At 59.6% G+C, this 20,163-nt stretch carries 21 protein-coding genes; 8 read left to right on the forward strand and 13 right to left on the reverse strand.

Annotation, left to right across the window (positions count from 1 at the left end; all coding sequences use genetic code 11):
• The 3 genes from OLX72_RS17790 to OLX72_RS17800 all read left to right on the forward strand — a co-directional run bounded on the left by OLX72_RS17790 (position 1) and on the right by OLX72_RS17800 (position 2,971).
• On the forward strand, positions 1-1,080 hold the full coding sequence (locus tag OLX72_RS17790) for a flagellar motor switch protein FliG (RefSeq protein WP_433989238.1): 1,080 nt from the start codon (positions 1-3) through the stop codon (positions 1,078-1,080).
• 78 nt (positions 1,081-1,158) lie between these two features.
• Positions 1,159-2,079: a DMT family transporter gene (locus OLX72_RS17795; protein ID WP_205389202.1), complete on the forward strand. Its 921-nt coding sequence runs from the start codon at positions 1,159-1,161 to the stop codon at positions 2,077-2,079.
• Positions 2,080-2,083: 4 nt separating this feature from the next.
• Positions 2,084-2,971: a lysophospholipid acyltransferase family protein gene (locus OLX72_RS17800; protein WP_433989239.1), complete on the forward strand. Its 888-nt coding sequence runs from the start codon at positions 2,084-2,086 to the stop codon at positions 2,969-2,971.
• Here the strand turns inward: OLX72_RS17800 and OLX72_RS17805 are convergent.
• Complete coding sequence (locus OLX72_RS17805) at positions 2,968-3,663, reverse strand: DUF1223 domain-containing protein (RefSeq protein WP_114869880.1); 696 nt, start codon at positions 3,661-3,663, stop codon at positions 2,968-2,970. The genes OLX72_RS17800 and OLX72_RS17805 overlap by 4 nt on opposite strands.
• 235 nt (positions 3,664-3,898) lie before the next feature.
• Between OLX72_RS17805 and acnA the strand changes: the two genes are divergently transcribed.
• Positions 3,899-6,667 carry an aconitate hydratase AcnA gene (acnA, locus tag OLX72_RS17810; RefSeq protein ID WP_114869879.1) on the forward strand — a complete coding sequence of 923 codons (2,769 nt, stop codon included), beginning with the start codon at positions 3,899-3,901 and terminating at the stop codon, positions 6,665-6,667.
• Positions 6,668-6,744: 77 nt separating this feature from the next.
• Here the strand turns inward: acnA and OLX72_RS17815 are convergent, their stop codons facing one another.
• From OLX72_RS17815 to yajC, 11 genes are all read right to left on the reverse strand, one after another.
• Entirely contained in the window at positions 6,745-7,914 is a 1,170-nt protein-coding gene (locus OLX72_RS17815; protein ID WP_162797963.1) for a serine hydrolase domain-containing protein, read from the reverse strand.
• A gap of 81 nt (positions 7,915-7,995) precedes the next feature.
• Positions 7,996-8,538 (reverse strand): DsbE family thiol:disulfide interchange protein, encoded by a 543-nt coding sequence (locus OLX72_RS17820; RefSeq protein ID WP_114869877.1) that lies wholly within the window; start codon positions 8,536-8,538, stop codon positions 7,996-7,998.
• Positions 8,531-8,692, reverse strand: a complete 162-nt coding sequence (gene ccmD, locus OLX72_RS17825; RefSeq protein ID WP_205389200.1) for a heme exporter protein CcmD — start codon at positions 8,690-8,692, stop codon at positions 8,531-8,533. The genes OLX72_RS17820 and ccmD overlap by 8 nt, the downstream gene beginning before the upstream one ends.
• Positions 8,689-9,420, reverse strand: a complete 732-nt coding sequence (locus tag OLX72_RS17830) for a heme ABC transporter permease (RefSeq protein ID WP_114869875.1) — start codon at positions 9,418-9,420, stop codon at positions 8,689-8,691. Before OLX72_RS17830 ends, ccmD begins: the two co-directional genes overlap by 4 nt.
• A gap of 44 nt (positions 9,421-9,464) precedes the next feature.
• Complete coding sequence (ccmB, locus tag OLX72_RS17835; RefSeq protein WP_114869874.1) at positions 9,465-10,121, reverse strand: heme exporter protein CcmB; 657 nt, start codon at positions 10,119-10,121, stop codon at positions 9,465-9,467.
• A complete protein-coding gene (ccmA, locus tag OLX72_RS17840) occupies positions 10,118-10,732 on the reverse strand; it encodes a heme ABC exporter ATP-binding protein CcmA (RefSeq protein ID WP_114869873.1) in 615 nt (204 codons plus the stop codon). Before ccmA ends, ccmB begins: the two co-directional genes overlap by 4 nt.
• Positions 10,733-10,786: 54 nt before the next feature.
• Positions 10,787-11,140 (reverse strand): Mth938-like domain-containing protein, encoded by a 354-nt coding sequence (locus tag OLX72_RS17845; protein WP_433989240.1) that lies wholly within the window; start codon positions 11,138-11,140, stop codon positions 10,787-10,789.
• A 15-nt stretch (positions 11,141-11,155) separates the two neighbouring features.
• The gene (locus OLX72_RS17850; protein ID WP_114869871.1) at positions 11,156-11,908 is read right to left on the reverse strand and encodes a sulfite exporter TauE/SafE family protein; all 753 of its coding nucleotides are present in this window, start codon (positions 11,906-11,908) and stop codon (positions 11,156-11,158) included.
• On the reverse strand, positions 11,901-12,869 hold the full coding sequence (secF, locus tag OLX72_RS17855) for a protein translocase subunit SecF (protein WP_114869870.1): 969 nt from the start codon (positions 12,867-12,869) through the stop codon (positions 11,901-11,903). Before secF ends, OLX72_RS17850 begins: the two co-directional genes overlap by 8 nt.
• 3 nt (positions 12,870-12,872) lie before the next feature.
• Complete coding sequence (gene secD / locus OLX72_RS17860; RefSeq protein ID WP_433989241.1) at positions 12,873-14,534, reverse strand: protein translocase subunit SecD; 1,662 nt, start codon at positions 14,532-14,534, stop codon at positions 12,873-12,875.
• Positions 14,535-14,567: 33 nt separating this feature from the next.
• A complete protein-coding gene (gene yajC / locus OLX72_RS17865; RefSeq protein WP_114869868.1) occupies positions 14,568-14,852 on the reverse strand; it encodes a preprotein translocase subunit YajC in 285 nt (94 codons plus the stop codon).
• Positions 14,853-15,091: 239 nt separating this feature from the next.
• On the opposite strand from yajC, the gene OLX72_RS17870 reads away from it, so the two are divergent.
• From OLX72_RS17870 to OLX72_RS17880, 3 genes are all read left to right on the forward strand, one after another.
• Positions 15,092-15,817, forward strand: a complete 726-nt coding sequence (locus OLX72_RS17870) for a trypsin-like serine peptidase (RefSeq protein ID WP_114869867.1) — start codon at positions 15,092-15,094, stop codon at positions 15,815-15,817.
• A gap of 80 nt (positions 15,818-15,897) precedes the next feature.
• Positions 15,898-17,190 carry a serine--tRNA ligase gene (serS, locus tag OLX72_RS17875; RefSeq protein WP_433989242.1) on the forward strand — a complete coding sequence of 431 codons (1,293 nt, stop codon included), beginning with the start codon at positions 15,898-15,900 and terminating at the stop codon, positions 17,188-17,190.
• A gap of 38 nt (positions 17,191-17,228) precedes the next feature.
• A complete protein-coding gene (locus OLX72_RS17880; RefSeq protein WP_433989243.1) occupies positions 17,229-17,966 on the forward strand; it encodes a hypothetical protein in 738 nt (245 codons plus the stop codon).
• On the opposite strand, the gene OLX72_RS17885 is transcribed toward OLX72_RS17880, so the two are convergent.
• Positions 17,941-18,711 (reverse strand): heme-dependent oxidative N-demethylase family protein, encoded by a 771-nt coding sequence (locus tag OLX72_RS17885; protein ID WP_433989244.1) that lies wholly within the window; start codon positions 18,709-18,711, stop codon positions 17,941-17,943. The genes OLX72_RS17880 and OLX72_RS17885 overlap by 26 nt on opposite strands.
• A 107-nt stretch (positions 18,712-18,818) precedes the next feature.
• Between OLX72_RS17885 and dddP the strand changes: the two genes are divergently transcribed.
• The gene (gene dddP / locus OLX72_RS17890; RefSeq protein ID WP_433989245.1) at positions 18,819-20,159 is read left to right on the forward strand and encodes a dimethylsulfonioproprionate lyase DddP; all 1,341 of its coding nucleotides are present in this window, start codon (positions 18,819-18,821) and stop codon (positions 20,157-20,159) included.
• Positions 20,160-20,163: the final 4 nt, after the last annotated feature.

The following is a 20,163-nucleotide window of genomic DNA, read 5'->3' on the forward strand; positions in this document are numbered from 1 at the left end:
ATGTCGCTGCCCCCGTCTGTCGCATCTGCCGCGTCTGTTCCGTCTGTAAATGGCACCGGCTCCGCACCCGCCCCCATTGCCCTGTCACGCAAGGCCAAGGCGGCGATTGTCGTGCGCTTTCTGCTGAACGAAGGGGCCGAAATTGCGCTTGAGGAATTGCCCGAAGCGCTTCAGGCGCAATTGACCCAGCAGATGGGCGAAATGCGCAGTGTAGATCGCGATACCGTTGCGCGCGTGATTGACGAATTTGCCAACGAACTGGGCAGGATCGGTCTTTCCTTTCCCAAAGGCATGGCCGGCGCAATCGATGCGCTGGATGGCTGTATCAGCCCGCAAACCGCATCGCGCCTGCGCAAAGAGGCTGGCGTGCGTCAGGCGGGCGACCCGTGGGAGCGTATTCGCGCGCAGGACATTGCCGTTCTGCTGCCGGTGCTGGAAAATGAAAGTGTCGAAATCGCCGCTTTGCTTCTGGCCAAACTGGATGTGCCCAAGGCGGCGGAACTGTTGGGCCAGTTACCCGGCCCGCGGGCGCGCCAGATCACCTATGCGGTGTCGCGCACCGGCGCTGTCACTCCGGATGCGGTTGACCGGATCGGTCTGTCCCTTGCCAGCCAGATGGAAAACAAACCCGCCACGGCTTTTGCCAGCGGTCCGGTGGAACGGGTCGGTGAAATACTGAATTTTTCACCCGCCACCACGCGCGAAGACGTTCTGAGCGGGCTGGATGAAACCGATGCAGGCTTTGCCGAACAGGTGCGGCGCGCCATCTTTACCTTTGCCAACATCCCCGACCGTATCGCGCCCCGCGACATTCCCAAGATCCTGCGCGAGGTGGATCAGGCACAGATTGTCACCGCGCTGGCCGGGGCAGATGCCGCAGGTCACGGCGACGTGGCAACGTATATCCTGTCTAACCTGTCAGGGCGCATGGGCGATGCCCTGCGCGACGAAATAGAAGAGGCCGGCCCATCCAAACCCAAAGCGGTCGAAGCGGCGATGACCCAGATCGTAGGCGCCATTCGCGCGCTTGAGGCGCGCGGCGATCTGGAACTGGTCCTGCCCGACGCTGACGACACCTAGACCCCGCCGCCTGTCCTACTGGACAGGCCGTGGTTGCACGCCTATCACGGCGGTCATGCCCGATTGCGCCCACCCTTTATGACAATCTCTGTCGCCCCTGCCCTTGCCGGAAACGGCCGCGCGATTGCCTACATGATTCTTGCGATCCTGTGCTTTTCGATGATGGATGCCACCGTCAAGGCGCTGTCGCCGATTGTGGGCACCGTGCCCGCGCTCTGGGCGCGCTATGCCGGGCAGATGGCGTTGGTTCTGGTGCTGATCGCGCCAAGGTTCCGGTCGGTCATGCGAACGAAATACCTCAAGCTGCAATTCTTCCGGTCGGTTCTGTTGATGGGCGCGACGGGATGTTTCTTTCTGGGGCTGGCCCATATCGGCCTGACCGAGGCCAGCGCCATCATGAATGTGAATCCCGTTCTTGTTACGCTGGGTGCGGCGCTGTTTCTGGGCGAAAAACTTGGGATGCGGCGAGTGTTCGGCATTCTGGCCGCGATGGTCGGCGCGCTGATCGTGATCCGCCCGGGCAGCGATGTGTTTTCGCCTTATGCACTGCTGCCGCTGGGGGCTGCGCTGTGTTACAGTTCCTACGCGCTGCTGACGCGGCTAGTCGGGCGGGACGAGGATGTTTGGACCTCTTTGTTCTACACCGGTCTGGTCGGCACCCTGATCCTGTCCATCGCCGTTCCGTTCGCATGGCAGCCGCCCGGCGCCAAAGGCTGGCTGTTGATGGGAATGATCGCAGCCTTTGGCACCGCCGGACAAATGAGCCTGATCCGCGCCCTGACAGCGGGCGAGGCCGGAATGCTGGCGCCATATGCCTATCTGGGTCTGGTGTTCGCCGCGTTCTGGGGGCTGCTGTTCTTTGCCGAAGTCCCCGATTTCTGGACTGTAGTGGGGGCGCTTGTTATTGCCGCGGCCGGACTTTATGTCTGGCAAAGAGAAACCTTTGCGCGCCAGTCGGCCCCCCTAACCCCTCCGGACCACAGTGGCCAAGAAACCTGATCCCTTGTTAACCCGTATCGGACAATACACCGGAAATCTGGTGCTGCGCGCGCTGATCTGGCTGGCACTGTTGCTGCCGTATGAAACGCGGGTGCGCTGGATGGGTGGGCTTGTCGCGCGCGTGCTTGGCCCGCTGTCGCGGTTTGACAAACGGGTACGCGATAACCTGAACCTGGTCTGCCCCGAATTGCCCAAGGCCGAGGTTGACCGGCTGAGCCGCGCCGTTCTGGACAATGCGGGGCGCACGGTGATGGAATTCTATTCGGGCGCCGAATTCATCGAACGCGCCAAACAGGCAAAAATCGGTGGCCCCGGTTTCGCCACGCTGGAAGCAGCACAGGCCAACCGGCAACCGGTGATCTTTGTCACCGCACATTTCGGCAATTACGACGTGGTGCGCGCCCATCTGATCGCACGCGGGTTCACCATCGGGGGCCTTTATCGCAAAATGTCGAACCCTTATTTCAACACTCATTATGTGCGCAATCTGAAATCAATCGGCACGCCGGTGTTCGAACAGGGGCGACGTGGCACGATGGAAATGGTCCGCTATCTGCGCGATGGCGGGACATTGGGCATTCTGACAGATGTGCATGTGCATGGCGGTGCGGATCTGATGTTTTTCGGGCATCCGGCTGTTACATCCACCGTCACCGCCGAACTGGCCTTGAAATACAAGGCAATCCTGATCCCGATCTATGCCATTCGCCAGCCTGACGGGTTTGATTTCGAAATCACCGTACAGGAACCGATCACACACAGCGATCCCGAAACCATGACACAGGATGTGAATGACGGGTTAGAGGCACTGGTGCGCCAGCACATGGATCAGTGGTTCTGGATCCACCGGCGCTGGAAACCCTATATCGTGCCGGACCAGACGGACGTTTAACGCAATTCGATCGCGGCCAGAATCGGGCCATAGCCCGCACCCTGAACGATCACCACCACCGGATCATCGCCCGCCGCATCGGCGTTAAGCTCGAACGGCGCGCTGCCGTCCCATTTGCCCAGTTCGGTCCAGCCGTGGGTGATGTGGGCATAGCTGACGGTCTTGCCCCTGTTTTCTCCGCGCGTGATTTCAACGCTTTGTTTGGGCATGAACCGGACAAGTTGCACTGTCATCGGCCCCGTCTCTGCGACCGGTGTGGCGCGGATGGTTACGATATCGCCAAGGCGGCGCGCCTCAAGCTGCACTTGCACAGGCTGTGCGTGATGTTTTCGGATCAGTTCGGCCACATCCATCGGCTTGGCCCCGACCACGTCATCCTGACCGTTGATGATCATTTGCGGCGTGTAGATCATGCGGCGACCCTGCTTGTGGGCATAGCCCTTTTGCCGTTTGGTATAGGCGGGATCGGCAAAGATATCCTTCCAGCCGATGTAATCCCAGTAATCCACATGCAGCGCCAGCGCGATCACGTCGTCGCGTTCGGCCAGTTTGTGCAGCATCGCATCCGCAGGCGGACACGACGAACAGCCCTGAGAGGTGAACAGTTCTATCACCACGGGCGAATTCTGCGCATGGGCAGGGGCAGACAGGCACAGCCAAAGGGCGCTGAACGCGGCAGTCAGGGCTTTCATGGGTCTTCCGTCTCCTTTGGTTGCCGAAAACACCTAGCAACGCGCGCCTGAAATAACCAATCAACGTTTCGAGAGACAAGGTTACCGTCAGGTTATCGGGCCATGTTCGCAATTGCGGTGTACAATGGTATACAAAATTGCCGCACCTGCGCATATCACCCTTGATTGCCAAGTGATTTGGGTTCAGAAGCGGGCCAAGCACCACCCATTTCTTATCCATTAAGGGAGAAGCCAGATGCCCATTACCGTTGGACATGACACCGCCAAGACCCGCAAAACCATCAGCGCTGCCGGACAGACGTTGGCCTATTATTCCATCCCCGCCGCGCAAGAGGCCGGATTGGGCGATTTTTCCAAACTGCCCGCCGCGCTGAAAGTGGTTCTGGAAAACATGCTGCGGTTCGAGGACGGCAAGACCGTGACCGTGGACGACATCAAGGCATTCGCGCAATGGGGGGCCAATGGCGGCCAGAACCCGCGCGAGATCGCTTACCGCCCTGCCCGCGTGTTGTTGCAGGATTTCACCGGCGTTCCCGCCGTGGTCGATCTGGCCGCGATGCGTGATGCGATTATCTCGCTCGGTGGTGACGCTGAAAAGATCAACCCGCTGAACCCTGTCGATCTGGTGATTGACCATTCGGTGATGATCGATGAATTCGGCAACCCGCGCGCCTTCCAGATGAACGTGGATCGCGAATACGAACGCAACATGGAACGGTATACATTCCTGAAATGGGGCCAGAACGCATTCAACAATTTCCGCGTGGTGCCCCCCGGAACCGGCATCTGCCATCAGGTCAACCTTGAATATCTGGCGCAAACCGTCTGGACGGACACCGACCAGAACGGCGAAGAAGTCGCCTATCCCGATACGCTGGTCGGCACCGACAGCCACACCACGATGGTGAACGGCGCGGCGGTTCTGGGCTGGGGTGTCGGCGGGATCGAGGCCGAGGCCGCGATGCTGGGCCAGCCGATTTCCATGCTGATCCCCGAAGTTGTCGGGTTCGAACTGACAGGCAAGATGATGGAAGGCACCACCGGCACCGATCTGGTGCTGAAAGTCGTCGAAATGCTGCGCGCCAAGGGTGTTGTCGGCAAATTCGTCGAATTCTATGGCGCAGGCCTTGATACACTGCCGCTGGCAGACCGCGCGACCATCGCCAACATGGCACCGGAATACGGTGCAACCTGCGGATTTTTCCCGATTGACGGCGAAACCCTGCGCTACCTGCGCAACACCGGACGCGACGAAGCGCGCATCGCCCTGGTCGAGGCCTATGCCCGCGAAAACGGCATGTGGCGCGACGATGATTACGCGCCGATCTACACCGATACGTTGCATCTGGACATGACAACGATTGTTCCGGCAATCTCCGGCCCCAAGCGGCCACAGGACTTCATCGCGCTGACCGATGCCGCCCGCGCTTTTGGCCAGTATGTGACCGGCCAGCGGCCGGAAAAACGCGCCGATTACATCGAAAAGGCCGAAATGACAGCCGAAGGTGGCGCCCCCGCCCCGTCCCACATTCCCGGTGACGAAGGCCACCACCTAAGCGGCGCAGTCGACAACGAAACCTATGCCTTGCATGACGGGTCGATCGTGATCGCCTCGATCACATCCTGCACCAACACATCCAACCCATATGTGATGATCGGCGCGGGTCTGGTGGCTCGCAAGGCGCATGAACTGGGCCTGACCCGCAAACCTTGGGTGAAAACATCGCTGGCACCGGGCTCTCAGGTGGTCAGCGCCTATCTGGAAGCAGCCGGCCTGCAGGATGATCTGGATGCAATCGGCTTTAACCTTGTGGGATATGGCTGCACCACCTGCATCGGCAATTCGGGCCCGCTGCAAGCCGAGATATCGAAATCGATCAACGAAAACGATCTGATTGCGGTTTCGGTACTGTCGGGCAACCGCAATTTCGAAGGCCGCATTTCGCCTGATGTGCGCGCCAACTATCTGGCGTCGCCGCCGCTGGTCGTTGCCTATGCGCTGGTTGGTGACATGAACGTCGATATCACTACAGAACCGCTGGGACAGGACAAGAACGGCAACGATGTGTTCCTGAAAGACATCTGGCCCAGCAGCCAGGAGGTTGCCGAACTGGTCGAAGCCACGGTGACACGCGACGCGTTCCAGGAAAAATATGCCGACGTGTTCAAAGGCGATGACAAATGGCAGGCCGTGGAAACCACGGATGAAAAAACCTATGACTGGCCTCCCGCATCCACCTATGTGCAGAACCCGCCCTATTTTCAGGGTATGGGCGCCGAACCCGGTGTGATTTCCAACATCGAAGGCGCCAAGGTGCTGGCGGTGCTGGGCGACATGATCACCACCGACCACATCAGCCCGGCGGGATCGTTCAAGGAGACAACACCAGCCGGTCAGTACCTGCGCGATCATCAGGTGCCCGTGCGCGAATTCAATTCTTACGGATCGCGCCGTGGCAACCACGAGGTGATGATGCGTGGCACATTCGCCAACATCCGGATCAAGAACGAAATGCTGGACGGTGTCGAAGGCGGATATACCAAGGGCCCCGATGGCAGCCAGATGTCGATCTTTGATGCGGCAATGGCCTATCAAAAGTCGGATACACCGCTGGTGGTGTTCGGCGGCGAACAATACGGCGCCGGATCATCGCGCGACTGGGCGGCCAAGGGTACGGCCCTGCTGGGCGTCAAAGCGGTGATTGCGGAAAGTTTTGAACGTATCCACCGCTCCAACCTTGTTGGCATGGGAGTCATTCCGTTCGAATTCACCGGCGGCGACACCCGCAAATCGCTGGGCCTGACCGGAAATGAAACCGTATCCATCCACGGTCTGGACACCATCCAGCCGCTGCAAGAGGTGCCGTGCACGATCACGATGGCCGATGGCAGCACCAAGAATATCACGCTGAAATGCCGGATCGATACAGCTATCGAGATTGAATATATCGAACATGGCGGCGTGCTGCATTACGTGCTGCGCAATCTGGCCAAAGCTGCCTGATCTTTCGATCTGTCTGTAAGATAAGAAACCGGCCCGCGTTCAGCGCGGGCCGGTTTTTTATGGCAGTTCCGTACCGTTCAGTCGGGCGTCAAATGCCGCACAATTGCCTGAAAGGCGCACAGCATCTGCATCTCCATCTCTTCGCCGGTGTCGTTGTAATCGCGATAGGCGGAATTCATTGCGATCACCACGTCGCGGTGTGGATTCACATATAGAAACTGCCCGTAAATCCCGATGGCGCAAAAATCACCGTGATCGGGCGTGACAGGCAGCCACCACTGGTTCTTGTATCCGAACAGGTCTTCCGAATAGGGCATACGCGCACCGGGGCGCGATTGCGGCGTATCCGGGGTGGTCGATTGTGTGATCCAGCCGGCGGGCACAATCTGCACGCCGTCAGCCGTTTTGCCGCCATGGGTCAGCATCAGGCCGATTCGCATCAAATCGCGCAGGCACAGGTGCAACCCGCCATAAACCAGCGGTTGCCCCGCCTGATCGGTCAACATATCGGCATCCGCCTCTGCCCCGATCCGCGACCATAGTTTTTCGGTAAAATAATCTGCAAAGCTGCGCCCTGTTGCACGGCGCAGCACCCAGCCCAGCACATGGGTTTCCACACTGGCATATTGAAAAAAACTGCCGGGCGGTTTTTCATTGATCAGCGTCTTGCAGAATTCATCCTGCGATCCGATCAGAAAAGCCACGACCGAGCGCACGATATCCGAATTCAGATCATCATAATCTTCGGTGAACCGGATGCCGGATGTCATATCCAGCACTTGTTGCAGCGTGACATTGTCATATCCGGTCCCGCCCAGTTCCGGCACATAATCCGTCACCAGTGCGTTCAGGTCGGGAATGTCGCCTTCGGTGTGGGCGATGCCAAACAGGATCGACAGCACCGATTTGCTGACCGACATCAGAATTGGGCGCGATGCTGCGGTATTGCCGCGGGCGTAATCCTCGAACACCAGCGCGCCACCCTGCGCGATGGCAAGACCGGTCCAGTGTTGTGCATTCAGCAGGTCGGCCAGACTGTGCTGCGCGCCCTCATAAGCATAGGTTTCGGGAAATACCGACGCGCAGGGTTTCTCAGGCAGGGGCGCAACCGGCCCGGATCGAGGCAGCGTGATCGACGCATAGGTCTGTGCCATTGTGCGGAAGTTTTCATCGATCCGGTCAGGCGCGAACATCGCCACATAAGTCTGGACGGCCTGCGCCTCTTTTTCCGCTTGCGTCTGTGCCATGTAATGCCCCTGTTGAATGCCCGTTGGCATCATCATCGGGTGCGGCATGCCCATTTGGCAAGCCTGATCAGACCAACGCGATCAATTCGACGCAGCGCCTTCCAACAGGGGACGGATGGTTTTTGTGATCACCCTCTGCGTCACCGGTCCGGGAAAGCGCAGCAGAATAGTGCCACTACCATCGACCACAAACGTTTCTGGAACCCCATAAACGCCCCAATTGGGAGCTGTAGCGCGACCAGTCTTGTCGGTGCCAACCGCAATATATGGATCGCCCAATTCATCGAGAAACTTGAGAGCCTTGGCCGGGTCATCCTTGTAGTTGATACCATAAATTGGCACACCCTCTTGTGCCAATTGCTCCAAGTTCGGATGCTCTACCCTGCAAGGGGCGCACCAACTCGCCCAGAAATTCACCAGTTTCACGTTGCCGTCTATTAAAGTTTTGTCGTCGAATTTATCTTTTTGCGGCAAACCTTCCAGAACAAGAGGCGGAGCAGGCCGACCGACAAAGGTGGAAGGAAGTGCGTCCTTGTCTGGTCGGAACATTCCAAAAGCAAAGAGGACTATCAAAGCTCCAAAAATCACCGGCGGGGCCAGCATCAGGGGTGAAATTCTAGCCATTGGATCGGCCCACGCGCGCCTCTACCCGGTCCAGTTCGGCGCGCACGCGCCGCCCTTTCCAGATGCTGAAGGCAACCAGAAGAACCAGCAACAGGATCGACGCACCATAGGCGGACAGAACCGCATCGCCGTATTTTCCAAGATCTGGCATCATTCCGCCATCCTTTCGCGGGTGATCAGCGCCTTTATCCGGCGGGCGCGAATTTCAGTTCCGGTCCGGTACAGAACCAGCGCCAGAAAAAGCAGCACAAACCCCGCAATGCAAATCAACAACGGGTGAAAGAACACGTCAGCCACGTTTTCTTCCTTGTCCAGCGACAGGGATGCGCCCTGATGCAGGCCCTGATTCCAGAAATTGACCGCATAGCGCGACAGCACCGCAAAGACCGATCCCACGATGCACAGAACCGATGTCAGATCGGCGGCTGTGTCGGGGTTATCAATTGCTTCCCACAGGGCGATATAGCCCAGATAGAACAGAAACAGGATCAGGAACGATGTCAGGCGCGGATCCCACGCCCAATAGGTGCCCCACATCGGCTGGCCCCAGATCGCGCCGGTGGCCAGCGCAATCAGGGTCATGACAACGCCCACCGGGGCCGCCGCCTTGGCCGCCAGCGCGCTGACATGGTGGCGCCGCACGATCCAGACCAGCGATGCAACCAGCATCATGAACCACGCATTGATCGCCATCAGCGCTGAAGGCACATGCAGATAGATGATCTTGACGGTTGACCCCTGCCGGAAATCATCGGGCGTGAAGAAGAAACCCCAGATCAGGCCCGTGACGATGCACAGGGCCGACAACACCCAGATCACCGGCAGCACACGGGCGCTGGTGGCCAGAAATTTTCTTGGATTTGCGTATTCCCACAAAGACATGGCCGTTCTCTAACCCTTCCTGATGATGCCCGCAATTGCCCGCATCAGCGCAAATTGACGCGCAGGACCGCCGCGCTGGCAAAGGGCAGCAAAGCGGCCGCGCCGGCGGTGATTCCGGCCAGCATCAGCATCGGGGTTGCCGTATCCATCCCCGCTGCCCCACGCCGCGCCATTTCCGCGCCAAAGATCAGCGTGGGCACATAAAGCGGCAGCACAAGGATCGACATCAGCAATCCGCCGCGTTTCAGCCCCACCGTCAGCGCCGCCCCGAATGTGCCGATCACCGACAGCGCCGGCGTGCCAAGCGCCAGCGACAGGACCAGCGGCCAATAGCCTTGCGGCGGCAGGTTCAGCAATACGCCAAGCACCGGTGCGGCCAGCACCAGCGGCAGGCCCGTGGTGATCCAGTGCGCCAGCGATTTGATGGCAGCGACCCCTTCCAGCGGCAGCGGGGCTGTGGCCAGCAGATCAAGCGTGCCGTCCTCCCAGTCCAGTGCCATCAGGCGATCCAGCGACAACAGGCAGGCCAGCAGCGCGCCCAGCCACAACACCCCCGGTGCGATGGTTGACAGCAGCGCACTTTGCGGCCCCACGCTGAACGGCACCAGCACGGTCACGATCAGGAAAAAGGCAAGGCCCAGACCGAAACCACCACCGGCGCGGAACGCCAGTTGAATATCCCGTGTCAGCAGCGCAATCACAGGTAGGCCTCGTCCGCTGTACCTGGCGCGGGCAATCTGGCGCGAAACGGCGTTACATCCAGCACATCGGCGTCCAGCCCCAGATCGATATGGGTGGCGATCATGGCCGATCCGCCCTGCCCCAGATGCGCGCGCACCGCATCGGCAAACTGGCCTACAGCGGTTTTGTCCAGCGACACGGTCGGTTCGTCCAGCGCCCAAATCTTGCGGTTCGTGACCATCAGACGCGCCAGTCCAAGGCGGCGTTTCTGCCCCGCCGACAGCGTACCGGCATGACGATCCGCAAGCGGGCCAAGATCATAGGCGGCCAGCGCGGGCGCAATATCATCAGCGCGAAACACCCGCGCCCAGAATGTCAGGTTTTCAACCACGCTCATCGTCAGTTTCAGCCCGTCGGAATGGCCCGCATAGGCGATCTGTTCCTCGGCACCCTTGATGGTGCCATGCCCGGCGGGCTGCAATCCGGCCAGCGTGCGCAGCAATGTGGTTTTGCCCGATCCGTTCGGCCCGCGCAGGATCAGCGCCTGCCCCGCCTCCAGCGTGAAATTCAGCCCCTCCAGAACCGGGAGGCCGCCGCGCGTGACGGTCAGATTGGAAACGATCAGTGTCATGGCAACGGCTTAACCGATTGTTCACGCCTGCAAAAGCCATGTTCGTGTGCAATGTCAGACAGGGATCAACGCCGCGGCCACACGCCGCCCTTCCGATAGCAGAATGTTGTAGGTCCGGCAGGCCGCGGGCGAATTCATCACCTCGACCCCAAGGCCCGCAGTTTCCAGCGTCTCGCGCAGCTTTGCCGGAATATGGGCAATTTCCGCGCCGGTGCCGATAAACAAAACATCAACCTCGCCCGCCAGTGCCAGCAGCGGCTCTACATCGTCAAACCCACCCCATGTGCCGGTGCCTGTCAACTGCGTCAGCATCGCGCCCTGAACCACCTGCCCCCCGATACGGAAAAATCCGGGGCCGTAGCCATCTATCGGGGTGGCATCTTCATAGCGGATTTCGTTCAGTTGCATGTCCCGTCCCTTTCGTCAGTTCCACAGTGGCAGGCCCAGAATAGCCGATGCCGCGATGATGATATAGGCAACCGCGCGAAAACTGCGTTCCGCATCCGGGCGGAAAAACCGCGCGCCGATCACATTGGCCAGCATGTAGGGCCCCCAAAGTAGAACGCCAATGATGGCGGGGGCAAGTTCCATCAGGCCCAGCATCGAAAACGCCGCCAGCATCAGCAGATCAATCATCAGAAGATACATTAGGAAATTGGCACGGATCACCGAAATCGGCCGCAGGCTGGCCATGTACAGCATGATTACCGGCGGCCCTGCCACTCCGGTTGATCCGCTGAGGAAACCGCCAACACCGCCCGTTGCAATGATCAGCCCCTTGGTCAATTCCCCTCTGTACCGCCAGCCGGTGATCAAGGCTGCCAGCAGGGCCAGCACCAGTATGGACACAATCCAGCCGAAAAATTCCGGTGACATCAGCGTCAGGCTGTAAATGCCAAACGGCAAAGCCAGAACCGCCCCCAGTGCAAGGCGGGCGATATCGGGCCTGTTTCCGTCACGCAGGGCAGCGGGCAGATTGGGCAACGGCCCGGTCAGTTCCACCACGCTGAGGAACACGATGGCGGCAACCGGCGACAGCACGGAACTGGCCATCGGCATGATGATCATCGCGCTGCCAAAACCGGCAAAGCCACGCACCAGCCCCGCAACAATAATCGTCAGAACCAGCCATATCAGCCCCGGCGTCTGCAGGGCCGACAGGACAAGATCAGGCATCTATGTTGGCGTACTGGTTGCCCGCGTTCGCGTCGGGTTTGGACCAGTCTCGTTTGACACCAAGATACAGCAGGATCGTCGAGGCAACGAACACCGATGAATAGGTGCCGATGATCACGCCCCAGATCATCGCAAAGACAAAGCCACGGATCACATCACCCCCCAGCACAAACAGCGCAATCAGCGCCAGAAGGGTGGTGACAGATGTCATCATCGTTCGGCTGAGCGTTTCGTTGATACTGATGTTCAGAACCTCGGACAGCGATTTCTGTTTGTATTTGCGCAGGTTTTCCCGCACGCGGTCAAACACCACCACCGTATCATTCAGCGAATAGCCGACAATGGTCAGCAAAGCGGCGATAATGGCCAGATCGAACCGGATTTGCAGTTCGGAAAACACCCCGATGGTCAGGATAACATCGTGGACAAGGGCAACAACAGCCCCCACCGCAAACTGCCATTCAAAGCGCAGCCAGATATAGATCAGAACCGCACCGATCGCCAAAAGCACCGCAATGGCCGCCGTCTGCACCAGTTCGCCAGAAACCTTGGGCCCGACGCTTTCGACCGATATGAACTTGATATCGGGGCGTACCGCAATCAGCGCGTTTTCAACGTCGGCAATCAGTTCGGCTGTGACCGCTTCCTGCCCGTCCTGCGCCTGAATACGGATCATGGCTACGTTCTGCTCTGGCCCGAATGTGGGATCGAACACTTCTGTAATCGTCACATCGCCAAGGCCCAGTTCGTCGATTGCACCGCGATAGACACCGATATCAACCGGCAACGGGCTTTCCGAACGGATGGTCGTACCACCGCGAAAGTCGATGCCAAAATTAAGCCCCTGGATCATGAATGATGCAAAGGCAACGATCATCATCAGCGCCGATATGCCCAGCCACATTTTCCAGCGCTTGAAGAAGTCAAAGGATGTTTCCTTGGGAACCAGTCTCAGACGCATCTTTTATACCTCGATCGTTTTTGGCCGGCGGCGTTCAAACCACATCACGACCATAAGGCGGGTGACAAAGATTGCCGTGAACACCGACGTAAGGATGCCAAGCCCAAGGGTAATGGCAAAGCCGCGCACCGGGCCCGACCCCATCACAAACAGGATCACGGCGGTGATGAACGTGGTGATGTTGGCATCCAGAATCGCCGACAGCGCCTTTTCATAGCCCAGTTCGATCGCGCGCGCCGGTCCTCGGGCGGTTTTCAGTTCTTCGCGGATACGTTCAAACACCAGCACGTTGGCGTCCACCGCCATACCCACGGTCAGCACGATCCCGGCAATACCCGGCAGCGTCAGCGTCGCCCCGACAAGGCTCAGCAGGCCGAAAATCAGGCCTATATTGATGATCAGCGCGACATTGGCGAACAGCCCGAACAAGCCGTAACTCAACGCCATGAACACCAGCACACCGCCAAAGGCCACAACGGTGGCGATTTTGCCCGCATCGATGCTGTCCTGCCCCAGTTCGGGGCCGATTGTGCGTTCTTCCAGAAAATCCAGCCCCGCAGGCAAGGCGCCCGCGCGCAGCAGAACCGCAAGCGTGGTGGATTCCTCTACCGAAAAGCGGCCCGTGATAATGCCCGATCCACCTGGAATATGCGACTGGATCACCGGTGCGCTGACCACTTCGTCATCCAGAATGATGGCAAAGGGGCTGCCGATGTTTTCGGCGGTATAGTCGCCGAATTTGCGCGCGCCCGATGTGTTGAAGCGGAACGAAACGGCAGGGTTTCCGTTCTGGTCAAAGGACGGTTGCGCATCGACCAGTTCCTCGCCGGTGACAACGGGGGCGGATTCGACGGTGTAATACTGCCCCTCTTCGTCCAGCGAAGGCAGGATTTTGTTACCGATGCCCGGCGATGCATCGGGGTTGCTGCCACGGCTGACCACCGGATTGAACGTCAGCTGCGCCGTGGTGCCGATAATGTCTTTCAGTTCCGAAGCAGAGCCGATACCCGGCACCTGAATAAGAATGCGTTCCGCGCCTTGACGCTGGATCGTTGGTTCGCGTGTGCCCACCTCGTCGATCCGGTTGCGGATGATTTCCAGCGATTGCTGCATGGTGCGTTCGTCGGTGGACAGTTTCTCGGCTTCGGACAGGGTCACGATGATCACGTCGCCTTCGGCACGCACATCAATGTCGGTGGCCCCGACACCCGACAGGGTCGGCACCGGGCGGGCCAGACCGCGCACAACCTCAAGCGCGCGCGCCATGCCGTCGGCTTCCCCGATCCGCACCCGAATCTCGCCCCGTTCAGACGGTTGCTGACGCACCCCGCCCACGGTGGCGCGTTCTGGGCGCAGTGCATCGCGGATTTCCGGCCACATCGCATCCATGCGCGACGCATAGACATCTTCCAGCCGCACTTCGGCCAGCAGGTGTGCGCCACCTCGCAGATCAAGGCCCAGATTGACCAGTGCGGATGGCATCCAGTCGGGCCAGACAGATGCTGCGGCTTCGAGTTCGGGCGTGGCGCCCTGCAGCTCAATCGCGGCAACGGCATCATTGTGGCTTTCAACGCGGGTATAAAACCCGTTTGGCAAGGCAAGCAACAATCCGGCGATACAAAACAGCCAGATTGTTATCCGCTTCCAAAGATCAATTTGCAGCATTACCCTGCCTTTTCAGTCACTTGGTACGGCGGGTTACTTTGCCGGTTCGGTCTTTGACATAACGGTCGCGATGGTGCTTTGAATCACGCGGACCTTGACGCCATCGGCGATCTCGACCTCAAGTTCACCGTCATCCTTGACCTTGACCACTTTGCCGATCAGGCCACCCTGAGTCACAACCTGATCGCCACGGCGCAGTGCCGAAACCATCGCGGCATGTTCCTTGACCTTTTTTTGCTGGGGCCGGATCAACAGAAAATACATGATCGCAAAAATCAGGATCAATGGCACGAATTGGGCGATAGCACTGCCTTCCATAGGGCGTCCTTTTTTCTTGTGGGGCGGGCCCGTTTCGGGGGGCCGTGAATTGCGCGGAACCTATGTGTTGGCACTCGGGTTTGCAAGACGTTTGCGCCCGCGGCCACCACGTTGCGAACCGGGGCACAGAATTGCATGGCGGGGCGGGATGTAACACTGGTTGTTTCCCCTGCCCTGACGCGACAAATCTGGTACACAGTATGTGATGGCAAACTGTTCGGTAAAAGGTTGATGGAACGATGATGCGGGTGCTGGCCCTGATAATCACGCTGGCGGTGCTGCCCGCAAATGCGCAAACCCCGGACATGCTGCCGCCTGTGCCTGCCGCTGAGCGGGCCCAGTTTGTTGCCGTCGGGCAATTGTCGCGCAAGAACGAGGACCGGCGCGGCATCTGCACCGGAACGCTGGTCACGCCGGACCGGGTGATCACAGCCGCGCATTGTGTCGCCAACCGGCAGGGATATTCGTTTGAACCCGAAAGCATCGTGTTTTTTGCGGGGCGCGACGGTAAAAACAGTGCCGCAAAGCGCCGCGGCAAGGAAGTGATCATCCATCCCGCCTATCTGGTCACCGAAGGCTTTGCGCGCGCCACCTATGATGTGGCGATACTGGTTCTGGACAAACCTGTGCCCGCAAACCGAGTGCCTCCGATTGCGTTCGTAGACGGGCCCATCGGGCGCGGCCCTTTGACCATATTGGGCTATCAGAACCGCAACCGGAACGTTCTGAACGGGCGGTCTGATTGCCGGGTCATGGAATCCACGCCGACATATCTGGGCCTGACCTGCCATGTGATCAGCGGCAATTCCGGCGGGCCTGTCCTGCGCCGTGTCGACGGATCATGGCAACTGGTCGGAGTGGTGACATCCAAGGTCGGCCATGCGGGCGGGCCCGGACTTGCGCTTGCCGCCCATCTTGATGACTGGGTGCGCCGTCAGGTTCAAACATCCGCCCCGACCGACTAAGCAGATAATCACGGTTACGATCGCGCCAAAGATGCGCCATAACACCGCGCAAAGTGAATCACTTCCAAAGGACGACCGCCATGCATGATATTCGTGCGATCCGTGACACCCCTGCTGCCTTTGACGCCGCTGTGGCCCGCCGTGGCGATGCGCCGATGGCAGATCAGATCCTTGCAATTGATACTGCACGCCGGTCCTGCATCACCAAGGCGGAAACCGCACAGGCCGAACAGAATGCCGCATCAAAACTGGTGGGCGCCGCCAAGGCCAAGGGCGACGAGGCCGAATTTGAACGCCTTCGCGCGCTGGTCAGCGAGAAAAAGGCCGAGATTGCGCGCCTGACAGAAGAGGCAAAGGCCGAAGATGCGCGCCTGACCGCGCTCTTGGCCGAAATTCCCAACCTGCCCTATGACGACGTACCCGAGGGCGCGGATGAAAACGACAATGTCGAAGTGAACCGCTGGGGCACCCCGCGCGACTTTGAATTCACCCCGAAAGAGCATTTCGAGATTGCGGGCGTTGCCCAAAACATGGATTTCGATGTTGCCGCAAAAATGTCCGGCAGCCGCTTTGTCGTGCTGAAAGGTGCCGTGGCGCGGGTGCACCGTGCGCTGGCGCAATTCATGATCGACACCCATGTGGATAAAAACGGGCTGACCGAATGCAACAGCCCCGTTCTGGTCCGCGACGAGGCGATGTATGGCACCGACAAGCTGCCGAAATTCGGCGATGACAGCTATCAGACCACAAACGGCTGGTGGCTGATCCCCACATCCGAAGTGACGCTGACCTATTCCGTCGCCGGTGATGTGCTGGAAGAAACCGCCCTGCCCGTCCGGCTGACAGCGCATACCTTGTGTTTCCGCTCCGAAGCCGGATCGGCGGGGCGCGACACATCGGGCATGTTGCGCCAGCACCAGTTTGAAAAGGTCGAAATGGTCAGCATCACGCACCCCGATGAAAGCGATGCGGAACAAAAGCGCATGCTGCGCTGCGCCGAGGATTTGCTGGAACAGTTGAACGTCCCCTACCGCACGGTGGTTCTGTGCACCGGTGACATGGGCTTTGGCGCGCGCCGCACCTATGATATCGAGGCTTGGGTGCCCGGCCAGAACACCTACCGCGAAATCAGTTCGGTTTCGACCACAGGCGATTTTCAGGCGCGGCGCATGAATGCCCGTTTCAAACCTGCGGGTGGCGGAAAACCTGAATTCGTGCATACGTTGAACGGATCGGGTCTGGCGGTGGGGCGGTGCCTGATTGCCGTGTTGGAAAACGGCCAGCAGGCCGACGGCTCGGTGAACCTGCCCGATGTCCTGCACCCCTATCTGGGGGGCAAGGGAACCATCGGTGCGGACGGGGCATTGATCTAGTTCAGGGTCCCGCCCGACCCCGCAAAAAGGAGTGTGCGATGCATCTGAAAGCCATTCTTGTCCTGCTGGCAGCGGTCATGTTTGCGCTGATGCCGCTGTTTGTGACCGATTTTCAGGGCTTCAGCCCCGAAGCCTTTCCAATTCCGCAAAAAGACGCCCCGATCCAGCCGGCAGGCTATGTGTTTTCGATCTGGGCGCTGATCTATGCCTGGCTGGCGGCGGGCATGGCGTTCGGGCTGTTCAAACGTGTCGATTATCCGCGCTGGGATAAAATGCGCATGTCTTTGCTGGTGTCACTGGTGATCGGCATCTTCTGGCTGCCCGTCGCCCAGTTCAGCCCGATCTGGGCGACGCTGATGATCTGGCTGATGCTGCTCAGCGCAATCAAGGCGCTGTTTTATGCCCCCAAGATCGATCGCGTGTGGGCGCGCGCGCCGGTGTCGATCTATGCCGGATGGCTGACCGTGGCCAGCGCTGTGGCGCTGGCGCTTGTTCTGGCCGGGCACGATATCCTCAGCCAGCACAACGCCGCGATACTGATGCTGTTTGTCGCGCTCGGCTTTGCTGCTTTCGTACAGATTACTTTGGGGCGCGCGCCGCTTTACAGTACCACGGTCGCGTGGGGATTGATGGGCATCGTGGTGGCCAATATAAACGCGCAGACACCCAATCTGACCGTCGGGGCGCTGGCAGGTGTCGGGTTGGTGTTCATGTGCGGACTGGCCATGTGGGCCGGATACCGCCACACGTTCAGCCCTGACGATTCGGCGATTTGAGCACGAAACTGTGGATTGAAAACACCACCGCATCGCTGACAGGCAGACGCAGGATGCACTGGCGTTCGGATCGCAGATAATCGCAGGTCTCTGGCCCGCGCACATCGCGCCCCGCCATTGGCGGCAATTCGGGCTGGTGCAATTCGGGGTCCTGATACCACAGGGCGTTGAACCGCCACATGCCGCGCCCGTGCTGAACCCCGTCAAACAGGCGCTGCACCCGCCGTGTCATCGTTTCATCGTAGGAGGCAACCGGTTCGTGAATGCCGCTCAGCGGGCGGCCCGCCTTGTCCTTCAGCCACCATCCGGCGGGAAAACACAGCACCGCCCCCGTCATCACATGTTCTTCACCGCGTTTTTGCAGGATGCAGAAATCCTCCTGCACCAGTTGGCCCAATGTGTGCAGCGGATCGCCGGCATCAATCGGCACCCGCACCCCGTCAGGGCGGACGACCTCTTGGGCCGATACCTGAAACTGCGCATCAAACCGCGATCTCAGCAGATCGAGCACCGCGTGCAGCAATTCCACTGCTGCGGCGCGCGCGCCTTCTTCCAGATAAAGAACCCTGTCGCGCGACCCCGCCAGCAATGCAGCCCGCCGCTGCATCTGGGCGCCATAGGCTTCATCCACCAGTATCCAGGGATCATCGCCCAAAGGGCGCACCCCCGGAAGCGGCAGGGGTACCATGACGTCATAGGGAACGGAGTGTTGCAGAATCTCGGTCATGGCGGCCCGATAGCGCATCCGGCGCGCGATGTCCTTTGAAAACGACGCATGAGCGTGTCGGAATCAGACGCGCGCACCCGCCGGTTCCATTGTGATCTGGTTGCCATCAACCGTACGAGAGTGCCATGAACCAGCATTACAGCGCACAGCGCAAGATCGACCCGACCAGAGGCGCAACCCTGGGCGACAACACCCCCAACGATGCCAACCGGATCGAGATCGGCCCGACCCAGCTGGCTTACGGCGAATGGGCGGCGGCGGGGTTGCAACTGCCCGACCTGCAGGCCATGCGCCACTACCGCTGGGCGCGACTGACCCGTCACATCACGGATCGCGGTTATGGCGGCCTGCTGATGTTCGACCCGCTCAACATCCGCTATGCCACCGACAGTACCAACATGCAGCTGTGGAACACTCATAACCCGTTCCGCGCGGTCTTACTCTGCGCCGATGGCTACATGGTGATCTGGGATTACAAGAATTCCCCGTTCCTCAGCACCTTCAATCCGCTGGTGCGCGAACAGCGCTCTGGCGCGGACCTGTTCTATTTCGATCGCGGCGACAAGCTGGACGTGGCCGCCGATGTGTTTTCCAACGAGGTCCGCGCCCTGATCGCCGAACATGCCGGTAACAACATGCGCCTTGCCGTGGACAAGATCATGCTGCACGGGCTGCGGGCACTGGAAGCGCAGGGTTTCGAGATCATGGAAGGCGAGGAAGTCACCGAAAAATCACGCTCGGTCAAAGGGCCGGACGAAATTCTGGCGATGCGCTGCGCCAGCCACGCCTGCGAGACGGCTGTGGCGGAAATGGAACGGGCCGCGCGCACCGGCGTGCCGGCCGGCAACATGAGCGAGGACGACATCTGGGCCGTGCTGCACGCCGAGAACATCCGTCGCGGCGGCGAATGGATCGAAACACGGCTACTGTCCTCGGGTCCGCGTACCAATCCATGGTTTCAGGAATGCGGCGGGCGCATCGTGCAGAACAATGAAATCGTCAGCTTTGATACCGATCTGATCGGATCCTACGGCATCTGCGTCGATATTTCACGCAGTTGGTGGATCGGCGACCGCAAACCGCCCGCCGACATGATCTATGCGATGCAGCACGGGCATGAACATATCATGCAGAACATGGAGATGCTGAAACCGGGTGTCACGATCCCCGAACTGGTCGCCAATACCCATGTGCTGGACGCACAGTTTCAGAAACAGAAATACGGCTGCCTGATGCACGGCGTCGGCCTGTGTGATGAATGGCCGCTGGTCGCCTACCCCGATGGCGCAGTACAGGGCGCGTTCGATTACGCGCTGGAACCCGGCATGGTCCTTTGTGTCGAGGCGCTGGTATCCCCCGAGGGTGGTGATTTTTCGATCAAGCTGGAAGATCAGGTGCTGATCACCGAAGACGGTTATGAAAACCTGACGAAATACCCGTTCGATGATGCGCTGATGGGGCGATAACTGC

The sequence above is a fragment of the Sulfitobacter sp. TBRI5 genome, assembly GCF_051013555.1.
GTDB lineage: Bacteria > Pseudomonadota > Alphaproteobacteria > Rhodobacterales > Rhodobacteraceae > JL08.

Excerpts from the sequence above, each read along its gene's own strand:
- OLX72_RS17790 (WP_433989238.1), top strand. The coding sequence starts at position 1 with ATGTCGCTGCCCCCGTCTGTCGCATCTGCCGCGTCTGTTCCGTCTGTA.
- OLX72_RS17795 (WP_205389202.1), top strand. The coding sequence starts at position 1,159 with ATGACAATCTCTGTCGCCCCTGCCCTTGCCGGAAACGGCCGCGCGATT.
- OLX72_RS17805 (WP_114869880.1), bottom strand. The coding sequence starts at position 3,663 with ATGAAAGCCCTGACTGCCGCGTTCAGCGCCCTTTGGCTGTGCCTGTCT.
- acnA (WP_114869879.1), top strand. The coding sequence starts at position 3,899 with ATGCCCATTACCGTTGGACATGACACCGCCAAGACCCGCAAAACCATC.
- OLX72_RS17815 (WP_162797963.1), bottom strand. The coding sequence starts at position 7,914 with ATGGCACAGACGCAAGCGGAAAAAGAGGCGCAGGCCGTCCAGACTTAT.
- OLX72_RS17820 (WP_114869877.1), bottom strand. The coding sequence starts at position 8,538 with ATGGCTAGAATTTCACCCCTGATGCTGGCCCCGCCGGTGATTTTTGGA.
- ccmD (WP_205389200.1), bottom strand. The coding sequence starts at position 8,692 with ATGATGCCAGATCTTGGAAAATACGGCGATGCGGTTCTGTCCGCCTAT.
- OLX72_RS17830 (WP_114869875.1), bottom strand. The coding sequence starts at position 9,420 with ATGTCTTTGTGGGAATACGCAAATCCAAGAAAATTTCTGGCCACCAGC.
- ccmA (WP_114869873.1), bottom strand. The coding sequence starts at position 10,732 with ATGACACTGATCGTTTCCAATCTGACCGTCACGCGCGGCGGCCTCCCG.
- OLX72_RS17845 (WP_433989240.1), bottom strand. The coding sequence starts at position 11,140 with ATGCAACTGAACGAAATCCGCTATGAAGATGCCACCCCGATAGATGGC.
- OLX72_RS17850 (WP_114869871.1), bottom strand. The coding sequence starts at position 11,908 with ATGCCTGATCTTGTCCTGTCGGCCCTGCAGACGCCGGGGCTGATATGG.
- secF (WP_114869870.1), bottom strand. The coding sequence starts at position 12,869 with ATGCGTCTGAGACTGGTTCCCAAGGAAACATCCTTTGACTTCTTCAAG.
- secD (WP_433989241.1), bottom strand. The coding sequence starts at position 14,534 with ATGCTGCAAATTGATCTTTGGAAGCGGATAACAATCTGGCTGTTTTGT.
- yajC (WP_114869868.1), bottom strand. The coding sequence starts at position 14,852 with ATGGAAGGCAGTGCTATCGCCCAATTCGTGCCATTGATCCTGATTTTT.
- OLX72_RS17870 (WP_114869867.1), top strand. The coding sequence starts at position 15,092 with ATGATGCGGGTGCTGGCCCTGATAATCACGCTGGCGGTGCTGCCCGCA.
- serS (WP_433989242.1), top strand. The coding sequence starts at position 15,898 with ATGCATGATATTCGTGCGATCCGTGACACCCCTGCTGCCTTTGACGCC.
- OLX72_RS17880 (WP_433989243.1), top strand. The coding sequence starts at position 17,229 with ATGCATCTGAAAGCCATTCTTGTCCTGCTGGCAGCGGTCATGTTTGCG.
- OLX72_RS17885 (WP_433989244.1), bottom strand. The coding sequence starts at position 18,711 with ATGCGCTATCGGGCCGCCATGACCGAGATTCTGCAACACTCCGTTCCC.
- dddP (WP_433989245.1), top strand. The coding sequence starts at position 18,819 with ATGAACCAGCATTACAGCGCACAGCGCAAGATCGACCCGACCAGAGGC.